This window comes from Ruegeria sp. C2, assembly GCF_056537765.1.
Genome location: NZ_JBQFRZ010000001.1, coordinates 1,058,431 through 1,078,288, shown reverse-complemented (window position 1 = coordinate 1,078,288; position 19,858 = coordinate 1,058,431). Strand labels below are relative to the sequence as shown.

The window sequence follows — 19,858 nt, the reverse complement described above, 5'->3', positions numbered from 1 at the left end:
GGGTTCTCCTGATTGAGGCATTGTTTAGGGGGCGGTGAATGCAGAGGCAATCACCCGCGTCAGTTTGCCTAAAAAATAAGCAAGTGATGATTTTGCGAGCTTGAATGCCGCCGTTTTGTTGTTCATATGCTGCGATTTCGATATCAAATGCGCAACTGCTCAAGGATTAGGCACATTGACCCTGCGTCTTGCTGAAAAGGATCTGACCCCTCCGGTGCTGCTGGCGCCGATGGCCGGAATCACCGACCGCCCGTTCCGCGATCTCGTGATGCGCTTTGGTGCAGGTATGGTGGTCAGCGAAATGGTCGCCAGCCAGGAGATGGTGCAGGCCAAGCCGGGTGTCCGCGAACGGGCCGAGCTGTCGGCGGATGTGGAAAATACCGCCGTGCAACTGGCCGGACGCGAGGCGCATTGGATGGCCGAGGCCGCCCGGCAGGTCGCCGACCGGGGCGCGCGGGTGATCGATATCAACATGGGATGTCCCGCCAAGAAGGTCACCAACGGCTATTCCGGATCGGCCTTGCTGAAGACACCGGATCATGCCCTGACTCTGATTGAGGCCGTGGTGGAGGCGGTGGATGTACCGGTGACGCTGAAAACGCGTCTGGGTTGGGATGACAGCTTGCTGAACGCCCCGGATGTGGCGCGGCGGGCGCAGGATGCGGGTATCCGGATGGTCACAATCCACGGGCGCACGCGATGCCAGTTCTACAAGGGGCGGGCCGATTGGCAGGCGATCCGGGCGGTGAAAGACGCGGTTTCGATCCCCGTCATAGCAAATGGGGATATTGTTGATACGGAGGCCGCGAAAACTGCGCTGGATCAATCCGGGGCTGACGGCGTGATGGTGGGACGCGGCGCGCAGGGCAAGCCTTGGCTGCTGGCACAGATATGTCACGATCTTTATGGCGCTGAGGCTCCGATCATTCCGACGGGTTCGGACCTGATCGACATGGTGCGCGCGCATTATCAGGCGATGCTGGCGTTCTATGGCACTGATCTGGGTCTGCGTGTCGCGCGTAAGCATTTGGGCTGGTACATGGATGAAGCTGGAACGCCTGCCATGCTGCGGCGCGCAGTTCTGACCTCGCGCGATACGGATGAGGTGCTGCGGCTGTTGGGGGAAGCACTGAACGGCCCAGCGGAGGAAGCGGCATGACTTCGGATCAGAGCATCTGGACCTCGCTTCCGGTTCCGGCCTTCATCATCGATGCCGAGGATCGGATATCTGACGTCAATTCCTCGGGCGAGGGGTTTCTGAACGCCTCGCGCAAGGCGGTGATTGGACACCCCGTATGGGATCAACTGGCAGTCGATGCGCCGTTGGAAGAGGCGTTCTTGCGGGCTCGTCAGCAAGGGACCCCCTTGTTCGTCAACGATGTGGATGTGGGCTCGGGCAATCGCGCACCGCTGCAATGTGCGCTGCAGATCGCGCCGCTTATGGGACATCCCGGTTCGATGATCATGATCATCTCGCCACGAGAGCTGGCGGGGCGGATGACGCGGGGCAATACGGTGAAATCGGCGGCGCAATCGGCCATCGGCATGGCCGAAATGCTGGCGCATGAGATCAAGAACCCCTTGGCGGGCATCACTGGCGCGGCACAGCTGCTCAGCATGAATATCTCTCAGCAGGACCTTGAACTAACTGATCTTATCGTCGAGGAGAGCCGCCGCATCGTGAAGCTGCTGGAGCAGGTGGAGCAGTTCGGAAACCTGTCGCAGCCCGATTTCAAACCGGTTAATATCCACGACGTTCTGGACCGCGCGCGGCGGTCGGCGCTGCTGGGCTTCGGCGCGCATATGACGATTGTCGAGGATTATGACCCCTCGCTGCCATTGGCCTACGGAGATCCGGATCAGTTCCTGCAAGTGGTGCTGAATTTGCTCAGGAACGCCTCGGAAGCTGCTGATGGAAATGGCATAATTCGGTTGCGCACTTATTTCGAACATTCGTTCCGCCTACGGCGCAGTGACGGGTCGGGACACTCGCTGCCCTTGCAGATTGAGATCATCGATGACGGGCCGGGGCTGCCGGAAAACATTCGGAGCGATATTTTTGATCCCTTCGTGTCAGGCAAGGAGAATGGCACCGGGCTGGGGCTGGCTCTGGTCAGCAAGATCGTTTCCGATCACGACGGATGGATTTCAGCGGAGTCCGTGCCCGGGCGCACGGTTTTCCGCCTGTCCCTGCGGCGCGCACCGCCGGACGCATATGAAAAGGAGAGCATCTGATGGATGGCACAGTTCTGGTTGCTGATGACGACCGCACGATCCGCACGGTTCTGACGCAGGCCCTGACGCGGGCAGGGTGCAAGGTGCATGCGACCTCTTCACTAACAACACTGATGCGTTGGGTGGCCGAGGGGAAAGGTGATGTTGTAATCTCGGACGTGGTGATGCCAGACGGGAACGGATTGGAGATGCTGCCAAAGATCGCGCAGGACCGCCCCGGGCTGCCGGTCATCGTGATCTCGGCCCAGAACACCATCATGACGGCCATTCAGGCGGCTGAGGCAGATGCTTACGACTATCTGCCCAAGCCCTTCGATCTGCCCGATCTGATGAAACGCACCGCTCGGGCATTGGATCAGAAGCAACGCGCGCAAACGGAGCCGGTGGAGGTCAGCGAGGATCGCCCTGATGAACTGCCATTGGTGGGCCGAACCCCGGTGATGCAGGCGTTGTACCGTCTGGTTGCACGCGTGATGAACACCGATCTGTCGGTGATGATCTCAGGCGAAAGTGGGACAGGTAAGTCTCTGATTGCACGTGCTATTCACGATTTCTCGGACCGTCGAACGCTGCCTTTCGTGACCGCAACGGCCGCTGATCTGAGCGATCTCGAAGGTCCGGCGCGGGTTATGGCGCGGGTGCGCGGCGGAACGTTGTTGATTGATGAAATAGCTGACATCGATGATGAGATTCAGGCGCGGATCGTGCGTATGATGGACACTCCGGGCGATCATGTGCCGCGTTTCATGGCCACCAGCCAATCGAACCTGACCGACGCGATGGAGAGCGGTCGCGTGCGGCAGGATCTCTATTACCGCCTCTGCGGCGCTACGATCCATGTTCCGGCCCTGCGGGAACGCGTTGATGATATCACTTTGCTGACCGACCACTTTCTGACGCGGGAAGAGCGGGAAAGCGGGGCGCAACGCCGCCTCAGCCCCGAAGCTGTTGAGCTTGTGCGCCGGTATTCGTGGCCTGGAAATGTGCGTCAGCTGGAAAATGCGATCCGTCGTTTGAGCCTGACAAGCCGTGCTGATGAAATCTCACGCACCGAGGTCGAGATGGTGCTGGGCAGCCAGCCCGAAGCCGAACCGGTTCTGGGCGATGGCGAACGTGAAAAACTTTCTTCTTCGGTTGGCCGTCACTTACGGCGCTATTTCGATCTGCATGGAAATATCCTGCCGCCACCGGGCCTCTATCAGCGCATTTTGCGCGAGGTCGAGGCGCCGTTGATCGAGATCGCGCTGGATGCGACCGGGGGCAATCAGGCAAAATGTGCTGATCTTCTGGGGATTAACCGGAATACGCTGCGGAAAAAGATCACTGACCTCGATATTCAGGTGACACGCCGTCGCAAACTGATGTAATATCGCCACACAAACCGTGGCATTCGGGTTCGCGCCCGGGAACGACCACGACATATGGCGGTAAGCCGCGAATGCGGCACATCAGTAAGAGGGCAGACGGTGGCAACCCGGGCACAGAACGGGCCGATCCTATCGATCAACCGGTGGCGCAAGTCCCGGAAGATGCGCAATTTCAGCACCTTGGGGCTCGTGATGCTGGGCCCGATTCTGGCGCTTGCGACGTATCTGGTCATTGGTCCCTTCGATCTTGGCGCTGCGGCCCCGACGCTGCGGCTGATTCTTCTCGCCGATCTGGTCTATGTGCTGGTCGTGGCCGCGCTTGTTCTGGGACAGTTGTTCAGTCTGATCGCAGCGCGGCGGGCCAAGTCAGCGGGCTCACGGCTTCACCTGCGCTTGATCGGCGCGTTCACGCTGCTTGCCCTTGTGCCCACGGTAACTGTGGCAATCTTCGCTGGTCTGACCGTGAACATCGGCCTCGAAGGCTGGTTCTCGGACCGCGTGCGGCAGGTTGTGGGGTCATCGCTGAGTGCGGCGGAGGCATACGAGCAGGAGCATCGTCAAGGTCTGACGCAGGACGCGATGGCGCTGGCGCGCTTTCTGGATAACGCACGGACGCTCGACTACTACATCTCGGATGCGGAACTGCGAGAAGTTCTGGCACAGGGGCAGTCGCAGATTCAGCGCGGGCTGCGCGAAGCTTATGTGATCGATGGCAGCAGCGAGATCCGGTCGCGTGGCGATCGCTCGTATCTGTTCGACTATGAGGCCCCGACGCCCGAAGAGATGATCGAGTCGAACGATCAAGGCGTGGCGATCATAGCCGATTGGGATAACAGCGAATTCAGGGCTCTGGTGCCGTTGCAGGCTTATCTGGATCGCTATCTCTATGTCAGCCGCGAGGTTGATGGCGACCTGTTGACCCTGTTGGATGAAACCAAGGAAACGGCACAGTTCTACAGTCAGCTGGAAAGTGAACGGGGCAGGGTGCTGTTTGAGTTTGGCCTTCTGTATCTCGGTTTTGCGGTGATCCTCATTCTGGCTGCGATGTCTCTGGGCATGTGGTTTGCCGAACGTCTGTCACGCCCGGTTGGCCGCCTGACAACTGCGGCGCAACGTGTCGGTGCAGGGGACCTGAGCGTTCAGGTCTATGAAGAGGCCAGCGATGATGAGATCGCCATGCTGGGCCGCTATTTCAACCAGATGACCCGCCAGTTGAAAGGGCAGCGCGATACCCTGTTGGAGAACACACGCCACATCGAACGTCGCCGCCGACTGTTCGACTCGGTTCTGAGTTCGGTGACCTCGGGCGTGGTGGGCGTAGATCCAGATGGATGCGTGACCTTCGTGAACCGCTCGGGTGAACGTCTGCTGGACTGGACCAGCGGTGAACAGCATCTGGCCATCGGCATTGCCGTGCCTGAATTCCTGCCGCTGTTCGAAGATCTGAAGTCCAGCGGTCAAGAGGCGGTGCAGGGAGAGGTCAAGGTGACCCGCAAGGGCCAGTTGGAAAACCTTCTGGTGCGCATGGCCACGCGGCGGGGCGAGGATGGCGGGTTGGAAGGCTATGTGGTGGCCTTTGATGACGTGACCGATCTGGTCAGCGCGCAGCGTATGGCGGCGTGGGGCGACGTGGCGCGTCGTATTGCGCATGAGATCAAGAATCCTTTGACTCCGATCCAACTGAGCGCGGAGCGGATCAAACGCAAATTCTCGCGCAAGCTGGATGAAGAAGATTGCGACAGCCTTGAGTCGATGACTGACGTGATCGTACGGCAGACCAATGATCTGCGGCGGATCGTGGACGAGTTCTCGAAATTCGCGCGGATGCCCGAGCCGGAACGGCATGAGGAAAACATCGTCACACTGGTGCGCGAGGCGGTGCTGCTGCAACAGGCCGGACAGCCGGATGTACAGATTGATGCAGACCTGCCCGAACAACCCGTTCTGGCGGATGTTGATGCAACGATGTTGAGCCAAGCCCTGACCAACTTGATCAAGAATGCGGGCGAGGCCATTGAAACGTTGAAGAAAAAAGGCGCGCCCGACAATCTGAAACCGCAGATTAAGGTGGCCGTGTCCAGCGACGATGCGGGAATGCAGATCACCATTGCCGATAATGGTATCGGGCTGCCCGAGGATCGTGCGCGGTTGTTTGAACCTTATGTGACAACTCGTGATGAGGGCACAGGCCTTGGCCTGCCTATCGTGAAGAAAATCATCGAAGAACATGGCGGAGCGCTGACATTAGAAGACGCGCCCACCTTCGACGGACAGGACCATTTCGGCGCGATGGCTGTCATTCGTCTTCCCGGGGCCTCAGGCGGCCCGTCAGTCGCGCCGGAAAAACAGGCGATTAAAACAAACAAACTGAAAGCAGGCCAAAGATGAGCGACATTCTGATCGTAGATGACGAACGCGATATTCGCGAATTGGTGTCCGATATTCTAGAGGACGAAGGCTATTCCACCCGGCTGGCGGCGAACTCGGATGAGTGTATGTCGTCGATCAATGCCGAGCCTCCGGGGCTGTTGATCCTGGATATCTGGCTAAAGGACAGCCGCATGGATGGGATCGATATCCTGAAAGCGGTGAAACGCGACAATCCGGATGTACCGGTGGTGATCATTTCGGGCCACGGTAACATCGAGATCGCCGTGGCGGCCATCAAGCAGGGTGCTTACGATTTTATCGAGAAGCCCTTCAACATTGACCAGTTGATGGTGGTGATCCGTCGCGCGATGGAAACCTCGCGCCTGCGCCGCGAGAATGCCTCGCTGAAGCGGAAAGAGGTGAGCTGCTCCGACATGATCGGCAAGTCGGCTTCGTTCCGGGCGATGCAGGGTCAATTGGACAAGGTGACCAAATCGAACGGGCGCGTGATGTTGAGCGGCCCGGCCGGGTCAGGCAAGGAAATCGCTGCGCGCTACATCCACGCTCATTCGAACCGTGCCAACGCGCCTTTCGTCACCGTCAATTGTGCGGGGATTGAGCCTGAGCGGGTTGAAGAGGTTCTGTTCGGTCGCGAATCCTCGGAACGGGGGATCGAATCCGGTCTGCTGGAAGAGGCGCATGGCGGGGTGATCTATTTCGATGAGGTGGCCGATATGCCCCTGGGCACCCAGTCCAAAATCCTGCGAGTGCTGGTGGATCAGCAGTTCCAGCGTGTGGGCGGCAGTGACAAGGTGCGCGTCGATCTGCGGGTCATTTCATCGACCAACCGCGATCTGGAAGATGAAATCGCAGCTGAACGGTTCCGCGAAGAGCTTTATCATCGCCTGAATGTGGTGCCGATTGCTGTCCCGTCGCTGGAAGAACGGCGCGAGGATATTCCGGTTCTGGCCCAGCATTTCATCGAAATGTGCAACGAAACTCAGGGTTTGCCTGCCCGCGAATTGTCGGACGAGGCGGTCGCCCTGCTGCAAACGATGACTTGGCCGGGCAATGTACGTCAGCTTAAAAACCTGATCGAGCGTGTGCTGATCCTTGGCGATGGCACCGGGCCGATCGAGGCGCGCGAGCTGCCGAGTGAGGAAGAGAAATCCGATGAATCCGGTCGCGTTGTCCTGTCTGGGGCATTGGCGACCCTGCCGCTGCGCGAAGCACGCGAGGCGTTCGAGCGGGAATATCTGCTGACCCAGATCAACCGTTTCGGGGGCAATATCAGCCGCACCGCCAGTTTTGTCGGCATGGAGCGCAGCGCCTTGCATCGCAAGCTGAAATCGCTGGGGGTTGTGACGTCGAACAAATCAGGCGCGCGTGTCGCTCAGATTGATGAGCCTGAACCGGCAGAGTGATTTCTGCGACCAAGGGGAAGCAATTGATCAGCAGGTATGCAAAAGCCGATGGTACAGGGCCCATCGGCTATCCTGCATTTGGTCGCAGGCTTAGACGGCTTCGCCGGTCGGTTGGCCTCAAGCAATCCGCTTTGGCTGATATGCTGGAAGTGGATCAGGCCACGATTTCGAGGTGGGAGAGCGGGGCTCACACCCCTTCGGCAGAGATACAGCAGGGCGTTTTCTCAGTTCTGGCCCCAGTGCGCGTTCAGGATTCAGCGCTGAAACGGCTGGTGGCCCAATCGACTGACTGCGTTCATTTGGTTGAGGAGGCCAGCCATACCTGTCTGGCCTATTCGGCCAGTCGGGCCCGAGATTGGAAAACCTCACAGAGTGCTCTGCTGGGTGTCTCTCTCTGGCAGTTTGCCACGGATGAAATCCGGCAGGCCGAAGCAGAGCTGCAAAGCGAAGGCTGGTGGGACATGCACACGCCCGCGCCCAAGGCCTTTCTGACCTCAGAGGCCGTGCATGACCGTATCAGGATCAGTGCAGGTCAGATCGTTTGGGAGCGGTTGTATCTGGCCGATGGCACCCCGGTTCGTCTTGTCAGCGGATCGCGGGGGCAAGTCGCATAATTTATGCGTTCCCGCGCGCAGCCGGGCAGGTTAGACCCGGAACATGACATTTCCTTACCTGAGATTTGCGCAAGTCATACTGATCTGGTTTGCAGGGCTAGGTGCTGCCACGCAATTCGCCAAGATCGCTGTACCTTTCGCCGAAATCAGCCTGCTGTATCTCGAGCAATCCGCAGTGATCGGCTGGTTGCTGTCCATCATCAGCCTGATGGGGGCGGTGTTCGGGGCGACCTCGGGCGCGATCACTGCCCGGGTTGGGCCGATGCGTCTGCTCTTGTCCGGGCTGGTTCTGGGTGGCGCTTTGTCTTTGCTGCAGGCGAGTCTGCCGGGCTTCTATATGATGCTGGCAAGTCGCGTCGCCGAAGGGGCGTCGCATCTGGCAATCGTTGTCGCGGCCCCCACGCTGATTGCCCAGATTACCACCGGCAAGGCGCGCAATCTGGCGATGGTGTTGTGGAGCACCTTCTTTGGCGTCGCCTTCGCGCTGAACGTGTGGTTCGGCCTGCCAATTGTAGACCGTTTCGGACTGCCCACCTATTTCGCCCTGCACGGAGCCCTGATGCTGTTGATCGCCGCAATGATCGCGCTGAGCCGGATCAAGATCGAGATGGGACCGATTACGGAAACGGGTCGCGGATGGGCTGCGTTTCTTGAGGCTCATGTCAGAACCTACCGCTCACCCTTTATTTCGGCACCCGCCATCGGGTGGTTCTTCTATACGCTGACCTTTGTTTCGCTGCTTGCAATTCTGCCGGGACAGTTGCCTGAGGGGCAGGGCGCGTCGGTTGCGGCACTGATGCCTTTGGCTGGGATTGCGTTGTCCTGGCTGTTGGTGCCGCTGCTTCTGAATGTCTTTTCCTGTGTCGCCGTTGTTAATCTAGGCTTTGGTCTGGGCATAGTGAGCATCGGGGCCTTGTTTATCGGGGCACCGCTGGCGGTTGTCGGTATTGCCTTGTTTGCCGTGCTGGGGCTGGTTCAGGGCGGCAGTTTTGCTGCGGTGCCCCAGCTCAATGACACGGCCGAGGCGCAGGCGCTTAGCTATGGTGGAATGGCGCAGATGGGCAATGCCGGAAACCTTCTGGGCACGCCGGTTCTGCTGGCGATCCTTGTGGGTATTGATGAAACGGCGATGTTCGGGGCTGTTGTCGGGTTCTACGCCATCGCAATGATGCTGCATATCTTTCTTGGACTGCGCCGCGCTATGGTCACCGACTAGCGGCTGAGGACTACCCTGTTTGCCCCGGCGTGATGATCTGGAACGAGCCATCGTCAAACTTCACGAAACAGGACTCGGTGCTCAAGGGCGGAAATGTGGTCGTCCGAGTGGGCACAACCCGCGATTTCACCCCTTGTTTGCAGGGTGGCAGGCTGACCGGGCGATACCCTTTTGAGGCCATACACTGCGCCTCGACCTTGTTTCGCAGGCCCTGATTCACATCGACCGTGTAAATCCGTCCCGGCTCCCACCAGCCCGGATTTCGATAGCATCTGCCATTGCGGTCGCAATAGGTGCGACCGGGCCAATAGACCGGCGGGCTCTGCCGGACCTGATTGGCGACGGGGGCGTCTTTCAGTGCCTGCACCTGACAGGCGGTGGTCTCGGTCTGCATGCGCGCGACGCTCTCGCCCTCGCGGTAATAAAGCGACAGTGGTCCGCAAGCAGAAAGGGTCAGCAGGCAAATCAGGCCGGGCAGCAATGTTTTCATGCGCTTATCTTGCCGCAGCTTATGCGGTATGACAATTCAATTGACCGCTTTGGGGGCATCTGTCATTCAAAGATTTCAGGCAGAGGGGCCAATTGTATGAAGGTCATCATATGCGGTGCCGGTCAGGTGGGCTGGCAGATTGCGCGTCATCTTTCGGGCGAGCTGAACGATGTGACGGTGGTCGATAACAACCCCGATCTGGTGCGCCGCGCGACCGAGACGCTGGACGTGCAGGGCATTGCAGGGTTCGCCAGCTATCCGGATGTGCTGGAACGGGCAGGGGCGCGTGACGCCGATATGATCATCGCCGCAACCCATTCGGACGAGGTGAATATGGTCACCTGTCAGATGGCGCATTCGGTGTTTGCGATCCAGCGCAAGATCGCGCGGCTGCGCTCGAAATCCTATCTGGAGGCGATCCATTCCGATCTCTACCGCCGCGATCATCTGCCCATTGATGTTGTGATCAGCCCCGAACGCGAGGTTGCGGCAGCGGCCATGCGGCGCCTCTCGGCCCCATCGGCTTTTGACACCGAACTGTTCATGGATGGTAAGGCGCAGCTTTTGGGCATTCGGGTCGATGAGGACTGCCCGATTGTGAATACGCCTCTGCGTCAGCTGACCGATTTGTTCTCGACCCTCAGTTCCATCGTCGTGGGCGTCCGGCGCGAAGGGTCGCTGTTTGCCCCTGAACCGGATGATCAGCTGTTTGTTGGCGACGAATGCTATGTCTTCACCAGCGTCAAGGATGTCGACCGCACGATGGAGGTGTTTGGCAAAGCGCAACGCCAGCAGGATCGGGTTGTGATCGTTGGGGGCGGTAATGTCGGGCTGGAAGTGGCCCGGACGCTGGAAGAGCGTGAAAGCCGCGTGCGTGCCAAGATTATCGAACGTGATCGCAGATGCGCTGAAATCGCCGCTGAGGCGTTGGAACGGACGATCGTTCTGAACGGCGACGGTCTGGATTCGGCGCTGCTGAGCGAGGCGGGGATCGAACGCGCGGATGCGATGCTTGCGGTTACAGATGATGATCGTACCAACATGCTGGCCGCCGTGCGTGCCAAGGGCGAGGGCTGCGCGCTGGCGATTGCATTGATCAATGACCCCAGCATGGTGGCGCTGATGGGCCCGTTGGGCATCGACGCCTATATCAACCCGCGCGCCACGACCGTCAGCTCGATCCTGCGCCATATCCGCCACGGGCGCGTTCGTCAGGTCTATTCCATCGGCGATGCCGAGGCCGAAGTGATCGAGGCCGAGGTGCTTTCAACCTCACCGATGGCCGGGCAAAAACTGCGTGACATCGATTTCCCCGAAGGCGTTCTGGTCGGAGCGGTACGTAAGGGCGACGAAGTAGTGCGCCCGACCGGCAGCCTTCGCATTGATGAGAAAGACGTGGTCGCCATCTTTGCGATGGCCAAGGACGTACCCGAGGTGGAACGCCTGATGCAGGTCTCGATCGATTTCTTCTGATGTTGCAAGCGCGCGGACAGCATCGGGTCGGAGTGCTGCGGCGGCTGCCGTTGCTTCTGATGATCTGGGGCGTTTCGGCGCTTGCGATGTGGATACCAGCGATCTACGCGCTGACACTGGATGATCACCATACCTCGCGATCATTCTTTTATTCCGGGCTTCTGGGCCTGTTTGTGGTGTCGATCATTGCCGTGGCGATGTCGAACAGAACACCGCGACGCGGGACGCTGGGCCAGTTGGCCGTTCTTCTGGCCTCGTTCACGATCCTGCCGATTTTTCTGGCTATCCCGTTCCACGAGGCGCTTGGCACGACGAGCTTTCTGAACGCCTATTTCGATATGGTCAGTGCGCTCACCACCACCGGGGCTGATCTGTTTCCTGATCCCGGACGCCTGTCTGCACCACTGCATCTGTGGCGCGCTCTGGTGGGTTGGCTGGGTGGGCTGCTGATGTGGATTGCGGCAGCGGCGATCCTTGCCCCGCTGTCGCTGGGAGGGTTCGAGGTCACTGCGCGCGGACAACCGGGCCGCCCGGTCACCGGAGTGGCGCAAAGCGAAAAGATGGACCCGCGCGGACATCTGATCCGCGTGACACGTACGCTGACCCCGGTCTATGCCGGGCTAACCGCTGTAATCTGGATCCTGTTGCTGATCGCGGGGGAGCAAGGTCTGACAGCCGTTTGCCATGCGATGTCGGTGATGGCGACGTCGGGAATCTCGCCTGTCGGAGGGTTGGAGGGGTCGACAGCTGGCTTCACAGGGGAGGCGATCCTGTTCCTCTTTCTGTTCTTCGCCCTGTCTCGGCTGACATTCTCAACCGATACGGCCACCTCGGGCTATACCCGACTGGACAAAGACCCCGAGCTTCGCATCGGCGTTTCAATCGTGCTTGCCGTGGCCGTGCTGCTGTTCCTGCGGTTTTTGTCGGGCGTGGCGGAGCTGAGCATTGATGTCACTCCGCTGCAGGCGCTGCAGGTGATCTGGGGCATGATCTTTACCGCGATGTCGTTCCTGACCACGGCAGGGTTTGAGAGTGCAAATTGGAATGATGCGCAGCAACTCTCGGGCCTGGGCACGCCGGGGCTGATCTTGATGGGGCTGGCACTGATCGGGGGCGGGGTTGCAACCACGGCAGGCGGGGTGAAGCTGCTGCGTGTCTTTGCGCTCTACCTCAATGGCAAGCGTGAGATTGACCGGCTGATCTATCCCTCATCGGTAAGTGGCGAGGGCGGGGGCAACCGCCGCATCCAAAGCGACGGTGCCTTCATCGCGTGGATCTTTCTGATGATGTTCGCTCTGACGCTTGCGATGTTTGACCTTTTGCTGGCCGCGATGGGGGTCGGGTTTGAACAGGCAATGGTGCTGAGCGTTGCCGCACTCAGCACGACGGGGCCGTTGATCGAGCTGGCCACGGACGTTCCGATCCGCCTGATCGACCTGTCCGGCGGGGCCAAGTTGACGCTTTGTGCGGCGATGGTGATCGGGCGGCTTGAGACGCTGGCCATCGTTGCGCTGATTACGCCCACCCTGTGGCGCGATTGACCTATCGTCAACGGTTGGCGTTACTGCCTGATTTTTCATCTGGAATATCTGTGCGCGGCACTCCATACTCCTCCAGAGGGAGCGCGTTGGTCCGCAGCGCGTAGCAAGAACAATGGCGAGATAATAAAATATGGCTTCGGACAGACAGAATCTGCAGGACGCGTTCCTGAACAATGTACGGAAAGCAAAGGTCCCGGTCACAATATTCCTGATCAACGGCGTGAAATTGCAGGGTGTGATCACCTGGTTCGACAATTTCTGCGTGCTTCTACGCCGCGACGGACAGTCGCAGTTGGTCTATAAGCACGCGATTTCGACCATCATGCCGTCACAGCCGATCAACCTGTATGAGGGCGAAGACGCCTCTTGATGGAACATGAGAGGGCGCGCACCCGCGCTTGGGTGCTGCATCCCGAAATCAAATCAGATGAACAGCGCCGCGTCCCCGAACCGGCGCTGGAAGAAGCGGTGGCATTGGCTGCCGCTTTGCCCGATCTGGATGTGGTCGGGTCTGAAATCGTGCGCCTGCCGCGCGCGCAAGCCGGATTGTTGTTCGGCAGCGGCAAGATCGAAGAACTGGCAGAACGCCTGCACGACAATGAGATCGAGCTGGTTCTGATCGATGGGCCGGTGACGCCGGTTCAGCAGCGCAATTTGGAGAAGGCGTGGAAGGTCAAAATCCTCGACCGAACTGGCTTGATTCTGGAAATCTTCAGCGACCGTGCGCGTACCCGAGAAGGTGTGCTGCAGGTCGAGATGGCCGCTCTCAGCTATCAGCGTACGCGGCTGGTGCGGGCCTGGACCCACCTGGAACGCCAGCGTGGTGGCCTTGGGTTTGTCGGCGGACCCGGCGAAACCCAGATTGAGGCTGACCGGCGCGCCATCGACGAACAACTGGTCCGCCTGCGCCGCCAGTTGCAGAAAGTGGTGAAGACACGCACCTTGCACAGGGCCGCGCGAGCCAAGGTTCCGTACCCGATTGTCGCTCTGGTCGGATACACCAACGCCGGGAAGTCCACGTTATTCAACCGTCTGACCGGGGCCGAAGTGATGGCCAAGGACATGCTGTTCGCCACGCTCGACCCGACCATGCGGCGGGTTGAGCTGCCGGACGGCCCCGAAGTGATCCTGTCCGACACGGTGGGTTTTATCTCAAACCTGCCAACTGAGTTGGTCGCCGCCTTCCGCGCCACGTTAGAAGAGGTGCTGGGCGCAGATCTGGTCGTGCATGTCCGCGATATCAGCCACGAAGAGACGGATGCACAGGCGCAGGATGTTGAGACGATCCTGACCTCTCTGGGGGTCGAGGATGATCGGCCCCGGCTTGTGGTCTGGAATAAGATCGACTTGCTGAGCCCCGACGAACGCGAAGCCGCGACGGCACGGGCTGAGCGCGATCCGGCAATCTTTGCGATATCGGCCGTGACGGGCGAGGGCGTTGATCCTCTGCTCTCTGAAATTGCAACGATTCTGCAGGGCGCGAGGCATGAGGTGACGCTGTCATTGGGCTTTGCCGAGGGCCAAAAGCGTGCATGGCTGTTCCGTCAGGATGTCGTGCGATCAGAGGAACAGACCGAAGAAGGTTTTGAGATCACCGTGCTCTGGACCGACAAACAAGCGGCGCGTTTCGCAGCGCTTTAGGTTCCGTCAATCTGGCTTTGACGCTCGTCCGCATCAAACCACTCCGATGAGCTTTGGATCTTATTGTCCGGCGTTAGTTCCCATTGCTCCCAACCGCGCGTGACAACACGGTTTCCGGTGGCTTTGTGATGCCCTTCGAGCGTTCTGACGAACAAGGCATGCGGTCCGGCCCATCGCATCATGTCGCAACGCACTTCGAGATCGGGAAACTCTGCGTACAACGCACGCGCCATCTCAGTGATTGCTGCATGGCCCTGCAGAGTTTCGCCGTGATTGATGGTGATCCGGCCTTCAGGGGCGAAGAAACGAGCGACGGATTCAGGATCACCCGAACTCCAGGCGATGGCATAATCACGTGCGAGATTGTTCAAGGTATCGCGAAGGCTGCCCATGCATTTCCCCCTTCGTACAATGCGACGGCCTGATGATTTTAGGCGAAAACGAATGAGTGCGTCCACGAGCGGCGCAGAAAGGGGCGGGGATTTGCCGATTTGATTAGCGCGGGTTGAGCATGGTCACCCCGACTGCCGCAGCGCGGGCAAGTCCGATATCCAGTGACATCGGGATATATTCCCCCCTTCGCCACAGCTGTGCCTGATCGTCGTAGTAGCGCGACAGGAAATGGCCTGATTGCCCGGTCGCGGTGATAAAGACCGAACTGTCGGGATCGGCGAAATCGTAAACGCCACGATAGCCTGCACCATGCACGTTCTGGAACGGGTCCGGCCCTTCGCCCGAGGTTCGCCCACGCAGCAGAGTGTTGTCGCCACCGCTGGTGGATTGACGGATGTTGACGAAGAATCGCAGCACCGGAACGTCACCCAACACGGGGTGGTCATGGGTTGCCTGATGCGCATCGCCCCAACGCAAGGACTCAAGCGCAGAGCCATAGCGCTCGGAAATCCAGATAATGGCGTCGTCCAGTGCTAGCCGCGCCATGTCAATACAGGTCTCAAGCGGTGCGCTTTGATGTACGTCGCACCAGACCGAGGCCCCATCGATGTCGCGGTAAACCCGCTCGATGAAGAGGGGATCCACGTGCTTGAATTCCGTAGCAAGCGGGCCGAGTTCGTCCGTGATCAGGCGGATCTGTAGCGCGCGCAGCCACGCGGCATAGATCAGCGGTTCCGGCAGATGTTCGTTCATCTCACCGTTCCAGTTGGCCAGCAGGTCCAGCGCAATCCGACGTTGCCGTTCGGGGGTTCCTTCGGGCGCGGATTCGCCCGTGAACCAGAGGTCGGCACCGATCAGCGGCAGCAGGGACCGCGCCGTGAAGCTGACCGTATCTAGTTGCGCTTCGATAAAGCTGTCGCGGGTGTGCACTTCGCGCGACTGCATCAGGCGTTCCCAGCGATTGATCCTCTGCGTGTCGCCCCATTCATAGGAAACGTGTCGCGGAAAAGGGCGGTCAATGATCTTGTTATTCGTGTTGCCGAGCACGCCGCCGACCGGGGCCACAAACTCAGGGTTGTCGGCATAGGGCAGTCGACCCTGCCAGCGGTTCCGTTCCAGCCAGCCGGGAGACGGAATGCGACCGCGGCTTTGATGGTTCAGGTCGCGCCGGGGCATCGCTCCGATCAATTTCAGGCCGATCGTGTCTTTGTCGACCAGCGACAGGTTTTGCGATGGGGCAATGAAATCTTCACCCAGATCAATGGCTTCGCGCACCGTGTCAGCGTTCATCAACGCCAGAGAGGCGCTCATCGAGGTGTCGCGAGGGCTCAATGCGCTCCACGACAATGACGCCACGTGGCCCGGCGGTGTGATGGTTTCCAGATCGTAATCGGTGCCCGGCAGAACGGGGCCATTCTCGGTCCAGCGCAGGGTCAGGGTGATTGGTGCGGTATCCTTGATCTCGATGATCGAGGGGCGGGTCTGAAAGCGTTTGTAGCCGTCGGGTGTGAGGTATTCCTCGGGATTATCAGGGTTCAGCTGTTCGATGTGAACGTCCTGATCATCCAAATAAGACGAGGTCAGCCCCCAACCCAGACGCTCGCTGCGCCCGGCCGAGACCGCCGGAATGCCCGGAATGGTCGCGCCGATTACGCCGCCTTTGGCCAGCTCCAACCGTGCCAGATACCAGATGCCGGGTGCGGTGAAACCCAGATGCGGATCGTTGGCCAGCAAAGTGCCGCCGCTGGCCGACCGGGACGGCGCAGCGGTCCAGGCGTTTGATGCGCCCGCCAGACCACGCTGCGGGAATGGGGACAGGGGCGAGTCGGGCATCGATGTGCCTTGCGCATAGCGCGGCAGGTTTGGCAACAGCGCGGCGTATTCGGGCAACGCCGCGATACCGGGGCCGGGGACGTCGGGTAGTATGTCGGCAAGTCGCGCAGGATCGTCCAGCATCAAAGATGTACGCGCGCGCAGAACTTCGTCTGCGAGGTGGCCCGAAAGTTGCAGGCTCATCAGCTTCATGATCGCTAGACTGTCGCCCGGCTGCCACGGGGGGACCGGCGCGTTGAACAAGAACATCTCGGGCGCACCCCGGCCAAGCGCCTCTTCGTTGATTTCGGTCAGGCGCGCGTTAATCCCTGCTGAATAAGCGCGCAGGGCGGCCTTGGTATAGTCATCCTGCACCTCGACCGAGCGATGGGCGAGCCCATAGAGGTCCAACCGGCGCAACAACTTGTCGATAGTAACGGTGCGTTGTCCAAAAACTTCGGACAAACGGCCCTGTACGGTGCGGCGCAGAATGGTCATCTGCCACAACCGATCCTGCGCGTGCGCGTATCCAAGGCCAAAAAACACATCCGGATCGGAAGCACCCAGGATATGCGGCACGTTCGCCGTGTCGCGTACGATTTCGACGGGGGCGGTTATTCCTTCTACGTCAAGGGTTTGATCGTATTCGGGCAGGGACTGGCTTGCCAGGAAATAGACCAGCCCCACGGCGGCGATCACCAGCAGGATCAGGCCCGTCGTAAGTCTCACCAGCCAGCGAAAAACCAGACCCATTTGTCCCCCGAAATCTCTGCGTCATTATTTTCGCCGAGGTTACTGGAAGCCCAGCCGGACCGAAAGAGGAATGCCGCCTGTCTTCGTCGAAAACCATCGAAACTCAGAGCCCCGCCACAACATGCAGCGGGGCTCGTCCGAGGGGGAGGGTGGTATCTTGAGTATCAGGGGATGATGCGCGTGTATTTGGTGCCTTCGACCGTCGCGCCGAATTTCAAACCAGCCTGCCCGAAAACCGCAGCCAGAACGGGTTTGCGCAATTGCGTGGTGTCGGTCGACAGGGATTCTCCTGTCGCATCGACCACGTAACCGATGTCTGCCCCGGCGGTCCAACCGTTCGAGCGGCGGAAATCGTTCAACGCCTCGTCGGTCATGAAGAACAGCACATGCGCATATTGCTGCGCACCGATCTGAAGGCCCGCGCTGCCTGAAATGGCCGAGTAATAGTCCACGGTCGCGCCTTGAATACGCAGCGCGCCTTGACCATAGGCACCGCCGAAGATGAACCCAGCCTCGGTGATCAGCGGCATGACCAGCATTCCGTTGGCCTTGTTCGCGATCTCAAGGGTGTTGGGGTACTTGTTGTACATCTCGTTCAGCGTTGCATCGACACGCGCGTCGATGGTGGCCGCATTCGAGTTGCCGACCCCATTGCCGCAAGCTGCGGTCAGGGTCAGCCCGGCCATGCCAAAAGCAAAGCCGCGACGGCTGAGTCGGGGGGAGTTTGAACTGCTCATGTTTCTCTGTCTCTGTATATGTGCCTGATATGTCGGGTGTTCCCGATCTTGTATGCAAGAATACGCCGATTGCAGCCGCCTGTCACGGGAAAGCTGTGCCGCGGGCGCAGCAAATCGGCGAAAAATTGCGACAATCTGAGACGTTAGCCTTGCAGAATGCGAGCAGCTTCGGGTGCAAAATAGGTCAAGATGCCGTCACAGCCCGCGCGTTTGAAGGCCAACAGGCTTTCCAGCATCACTTTTTCGCCGTCGATCCATCCGTTCTGTGCAGCAGCCTGGATCATCGCGTATTCACCAGACACTTGATATGCATAGGTCAGTGCGCCAAAGCTGTCTTTCACGCGGCGGCAGATGTCCAGATAGGGCATCCCCGGTTTGATCATGACCATATCCGCGCCCTCGGTCAGATCGCGTTCGATCAGACGCAAGGCCTCGTTCGAATTGGCCGGATCCATCTGGTAAGTCTTCTTGTCGCCTGTCAATGCGCCCGAGGCCCCCACGGCATCGCGGAACGGGCCGTAAAAGGCACTGGCATACTTTGCGGCATAGCTGAGGATCATCACATTGTGATGCCCTGCCGCTTCGAGCGCATTGCGCATCGCGCCGATCCGGCCATCCATCATATCCGAGGGGCCGATAATATCGGCCCCGGCTTCGGCCTGCGCCAGCGTCATTTTCACCAGCGCTTCGACCGTCTGATCATTCACGATCTCGCCATCGACCACATAGCCGTCGTGGCCGTTGATGTTGTAGGGATCGAGCGCCACGTCGGTCATCACCGCAATATCCGGAGCCGCCGCCTTGATGGCGCGAATCGCGCGGTTGGACAGGTTGTCGGGGTTCCAGGCTTCGGCGCAGTCTTCGGTTTTCAAGCTGGGATCAGTGTAGGGAAACACGCAAATTGCCGGTATGCCGATGGCCTGCGCCTCGACTGCGGCTTTGGCGATCAGGTCGACGGATCGACGCACGACACCGGGCATCGATGGTACAGGCTCTTCAATACCTTCCCCATCGCGCACAAAGACCGGCCAGATAAAATCATCGACCGTCAGGGTATTCTCACGCACCAGTCCCCGTATCGCCTGCGATTGGCGGGCCCTGCGGAAGCGGGTCAGGGGATAGGGGGCGATGGTCGGTTTCATGGCGCGCTCTCCTTGAACAATCGCACATTGGGTGGCATGAATTGCCCGTGGTCTCAAGGGTAACAATGGACGCGCCGATGCGATGAAGGTCCCTGCAGACGGTGAATAAAGGGCTGACGCTTGGACATATACTCTACGATTTTCGAACTCATCGACATGCGTAGCTTCTCGAACCTATGGTATTGGATCGGATTGGCCGTGCTTTGGTCCTCGGCCAGCCATTGGGCGATGGGGGTACCTTACGATCTGGTGGTACGTGCACGCCGGGTTGGTGGCCAGACCGAGCGCGATCTGCTGGACATCGTTCGCATCAATGGGAACCGGTTGCTGTATATCGTTGATGTGTCCGGTCTGGCTATCCTGGCGCTCAGTTGTTTTATCTTCACCGGCCTCGCGACGCTGGGATTTTTCTACGGTGTCGAGTTCGCACAGGCGGTGTTTCTGCTGCTGTTTCCCCTATGTTTCGTAATGCTGATAAATATCTCGGCAGCTCGGCGGTTGCACCGGCAGGAGCCAACGCTCGAGACTGTATCAAAGATACTGACGCGATGCCGGGTCTATACTCAGATCATTGGAATGATTTCGATCTTGATCACATGCCTCTGGGGGATGTACCAGAACTTCTCGATTGGCCTTTTGGGCTGGTAAAA

The 19,858-nt window shown here is 59.4% G+C and carries 17 protein-coding genes; 12 read left to right on the top strand and 5 right to left on the bottom strand.

The annotated features are described in order from the left end of the window. The first annotated feature begins 175 nt into the window (after window positions 1-175). From dusB to ACR0IV_RS05425, 7 genes are all read left to right on the top strand, one after another. Window positions 176-1,159 (top strand): tRNA dihydrouridine synthase DusB, encoded by a 984-nt coding sequence (dusB, locus tag ACR0IV_RS05455; RefSeq protein ID WP_480657474.1) that lies wholly within the window; start codon window positions 176-178, stop codon window positions 1,157-1,159. Beyond that, window positions 1,156-2,235, top strand: a complete 1,080-nt coding sequence (locus ACR0IV_RS05450) for a two-component system sensor histidine kinase NtrB (protein WP_480657475.1) — start codon at window positions 1,156-1,158, stop codon at window positions 2,233-2,235. Before dusB ends, ACR0IV_RS05450 begins: the two co-directional genes overlap by 4 nt. Then, window positions 2,235-3,602, top strand: a complete 1,368-nt coding sequence (locus ACR0IV_RS05445; protein WP_480657476.1) for a response regulator — start codon at window positions 2,235-2,237, stop codon at window positions 3,600-3,602. The genes ACR0IV_RS05450 and ACR0IV_RS05445 overlap by 1 nt, the downstream gene beginning before the upstream one ends. A 162-nt stretch (window positions 3,603-3,764) precedes the next feature. Continuing rightward, window positions 3,765-5,990 carry a sensor histidine kinase NtrY-like gene (locus ACR0IV_RS05440; RefSeq protein ID WP_480657477.1) on the top strand — a complete coding sequence of 742 codons (2,226 nt, stop codon included), beginning with the start codon at window positions 3,765-3,767 and terminating at the stop codon, window positions 5,988-5,990. After that, window positions 5,987-7,396: a nitrogen assimilation response regulator NtrX gene (ntrX, locus tag ACR0IV_RS05435; RefSeq protein ID WP_480469646.1), complete on the top strand. Its 1,410-nt coding sequence runs from the start codon at window positions 5,987-5,989 to the stop codon at window positions 7,394-7,396. The genes ACR0IV_RS05440 and ntrX overlap by 4 nt, the downstream gene beginning before the upstream one ends. Before the next feature lie 23 nt (window positions 7,397-7,419). After that, window positions 7,420-8,010, top strand: coding sequence for a helix-turn-helix transcriptional regulator (locus ACR0IV_RS05430; RefSeq protein ID WP_480657478.1), 591 nt, complete (start codon window positions 7,420-7,422; stop codon window positions 8,008-8,010). A gap of 43 nt (window positions 8,011-8,053) precedes the next feature. Continuing rightward, the gene (locus ACR0IV_RS05425) at window positions 8,054-9,226 is read left to right on the top strand and encodes an MFS transporter (RefSeq protein ID WP_480657479.1); all 1,173 of its coding nucleotides are present in this window, start codon (window positions 8,054-8,056) and stop codon (window positions 9,224-9,226) included. A 10-nt stretch (window positions 9,227-9,236) separates the two neighbouring features. Here the strand turns inward: ACR0IV_RS05425 and ACR0IV_RS05420 are convergent, their stop codons facing one another. Then, window positions 9,237-9,716 carry a hypothetical protein gene (locus ACR0IV_RS05420; protein WP_480657480.1) on the bottom strand — a complete coding sequence of 160 codons (480 nt, stop codon included), beginning with the start codon at window positions 9,714-9,716 and terminating at the stop codon, window positions 9,237-9,239. Between the two features lie 96 nt (window positions 9,717-9,812). Here ACR0IV_RS05420 and trkA point away from each other — a divergent pair, with 96 nt between their 5' ends. The 4 genes from trkA (at window position 9,813) to hflX (ending at window position 14,371) form a co-directional block, all read left to right on the top strand. Next, entirely contained in the window at window positions 9,813-11,189 is a 1,377-nt protein-coding gene (trkA, locus tag ACR0IV_RS05415) for a Trk system potassium transporter TrkA (protein ID WP_480469650.1), read from the top strand. Beyond that, window positions 11,189-12,730: a TrkH family potassium uptake protein gene (locus ACR0IV_RS05410; protein ID WP_480657481.1), complete on the top strand. Its 1,542-nt coding sequence runs from the start codon at window positions 11,189-11,191 to the stop codon at window positions 12,728-12,730. Before trkA ends, ACR0IV_RS05410 begins: the two co-directional genes overlap by 1 nt. 130 nt (window positions 12,731-12,860) lie before the next feature. Beyond that, window positions 12,861-13,100 (top strand): RNA chaperone Hfq, encoded by a 240-nt coding sequence (gene hfq, locus ACR0IV_RS05405; RefSeq protein WP_005982826.1) that lies wholly within the window; start codon window positions 12,861-12,863, stop codon window positions 13,098-13,100. Continuing rightward, window positions 13,100-14,371 (top strand): GTPase HflX, encoded by a 1,272-nt coding sequence (hflX, locus tag ACR0IV_RS05400; protein WP_480657482.1) that lies wholly within the window; start codon window positions 13,100-13,102, stop codon window positions 14,369-14,371. The genes hfq and hflX overlap by 1 nt, the downstream gene beginning before the upstream one ends. Here the strand turns inward: hflX and ACR0IV_RS05395 are convergent. The 4 genes from ACR0IV_RS05395 to hemB form a co-directional block, all read right to left on the bottom strand. Next, entirely contained in the window at window positions 14,368-14,763 is a 396-nt protein-coding gene (locus ACR0IV_RS05395; protein ID WP_480657483.1) for a nuclear transport factor 2 family protein, read from the bottom strand. The two genes, hflX and ACR0IV_RS05395, sit on opposite strands and share 4 nt — an antisense overlap. A 103-nt stretch (window positions 14,764-14,866) precedes the next feature. Next, complete coding sequence (locus tag ACR0IV_RS05390; RefSeq protein WP_480657484.1) at window positions 14,867-17,329, bottom strand: penicillin acylase family protein; 2,463 nt, start codon at window positions 17,327-17,329, stop codon at window positions 14,867-14,869. 164 nt (window positions 17,330-17,493) lie between these two features. Beyond that, window positions 17,494-18,066 carry a lipid-binding SYLF domain-containing protein gene (locus ACR0IV_RS05385; protein ID WP_480469655.1) on the bottom strand — a complete coding sequence of 191 codons (573 nt, stop codon included), beginning with the start codon at window positions 18,064-18,066 and terminating at the stop codon, window positions 17,494-17,496. Between the two features lie 143 nt (window positions 18,067-18,209). Beyond that, the gene (gene hemB, locus ACR0IV_RS05380; RefSeq protein WP_480657485.1) at window positions 18,210-19,208 is read right to left on the bottom strand and encodes a porphobilinogen synthase; all 999 of its coding nucleotides are present in this window, start codon (window positions 19,206-19,208) and stop codon (window positions 18,210-18,212) included. A gap of 120 nt (window positions 19,209-19,328) precedes the next feature. Here hemB and ACR0IV_RS05375 point away from each other — a divergent pair, with 120 nt between their 5' ends. Next, window positions 19,329-19,856: a component of SufBCD complex gene (locus tag ACR0IV_RS05375; RefSeq protein ID WP_480657486.1), complete on the top strand. Its 528-nt coding sequence runs from the start codon at window positions 19,329-19,331 to the stop codon at window positions 19,854-19,856. Window positions 19,857-19,858 lie beyond the last annotated feature (2 nt).

Bases quoted from the DNA above. Each gene is read 5' to 3' on its own strand.
- ACR0IV_RS05450 (WP_480657475.1), top strand. From the start codon at position 1,156: ATGACTTCGGATCAGAGCATCTGGACCTCGCTTCCGGTTCCGGCCTTC.
- ACR0IV_RS05445 (WP_480657476.1), top strand. From the start codon at position 2,235: ATGGATGGCACAGTTCTGGTTGCTGATGACGACCGCACGATCCGCACG.
- ACR0IV_RS05440 (WP_480657477.1), top strand. From the start codon at position 3,765: ATGCGCAATTTCAGCACCTTGGGGCTCGTGATGCTGGGCCCGATTCTG.
- ntrX (WP_480469646.1), top strand. From the start codon at position 5,987: ATGAGCGACATTCTGATCGTAGATGACGAACGCGATATTCGCGAATTG.
- ACR0IV_RS05425 (WP_480657479.1), top strand. From the start codon at position 8,054: ATGACATTTCCTTACCTGAGATTTGCGCAAGTCATACTGATCTGGTTT.
- ACR0IV_RS05420 (WP_480657480.1), bottom strand. From the start codon at position 9,716: ATGAAAACATTGCTGCCCGGCCTGATTTGCCTGCTGACCCTTTCTGCT.
- trkA (WP_480469650.1), top strand. From the start codon at position 9,813: ATGAAGGTCATCATATGCGGTGCCGGTCAGGTGGGCTGGCAGATTGCG.
- ACR0IV_RS05410 (WP_480657481.1), top strand. From the start codon at position 11,189: ATGTTGCAAGCGCGCGGACAGCATCGGGTCGGAGTGCTGCGGCGGCTG.
- hfq (WP_005982826.1), top strand. From the start codon at position 12,861: ATGGCTTCGGACAGACAGAATCTGCAGGACGCGTTCCTGAACAATGTA.
- hflX (WP_480657482.1), top strand. From the start codon at position 13,100: ATGGAACATGAGAGGGCGCGCACCCGCGCTTGGGTGCTGCATCCCGAA.
- ACR0IV_RS05395 (WP_480657483.1), bottom strand. From the start codon at position 14,763: ATGGGCAGCCTTCGCGATACCTTGAACAATCTCGCACGTGATTATGCC.
- ACR0IV_RS05390 (WP_480657484.1), bottom strand. From the start codon at position 17,329: ATGGGTCTGGTTTTTCGCTGGCTGGTGAGACTTACGACGGGCCTGATC.
- ACR0IV_RS05385 (WP_480469655.1), bottom strand. From the start codon at position 18,066: ATGAGCAGTTCAAACTCCCCCCGACTCAGCCGTCGCGGCTTTGCTTTT.
- hemB (WP_480657485.1), bottom strand. From the start codon at position 19,208: ATGAAACCGACCATCGCCCCCTATCCCCTGACCCGCTTCCGCAGGGCC.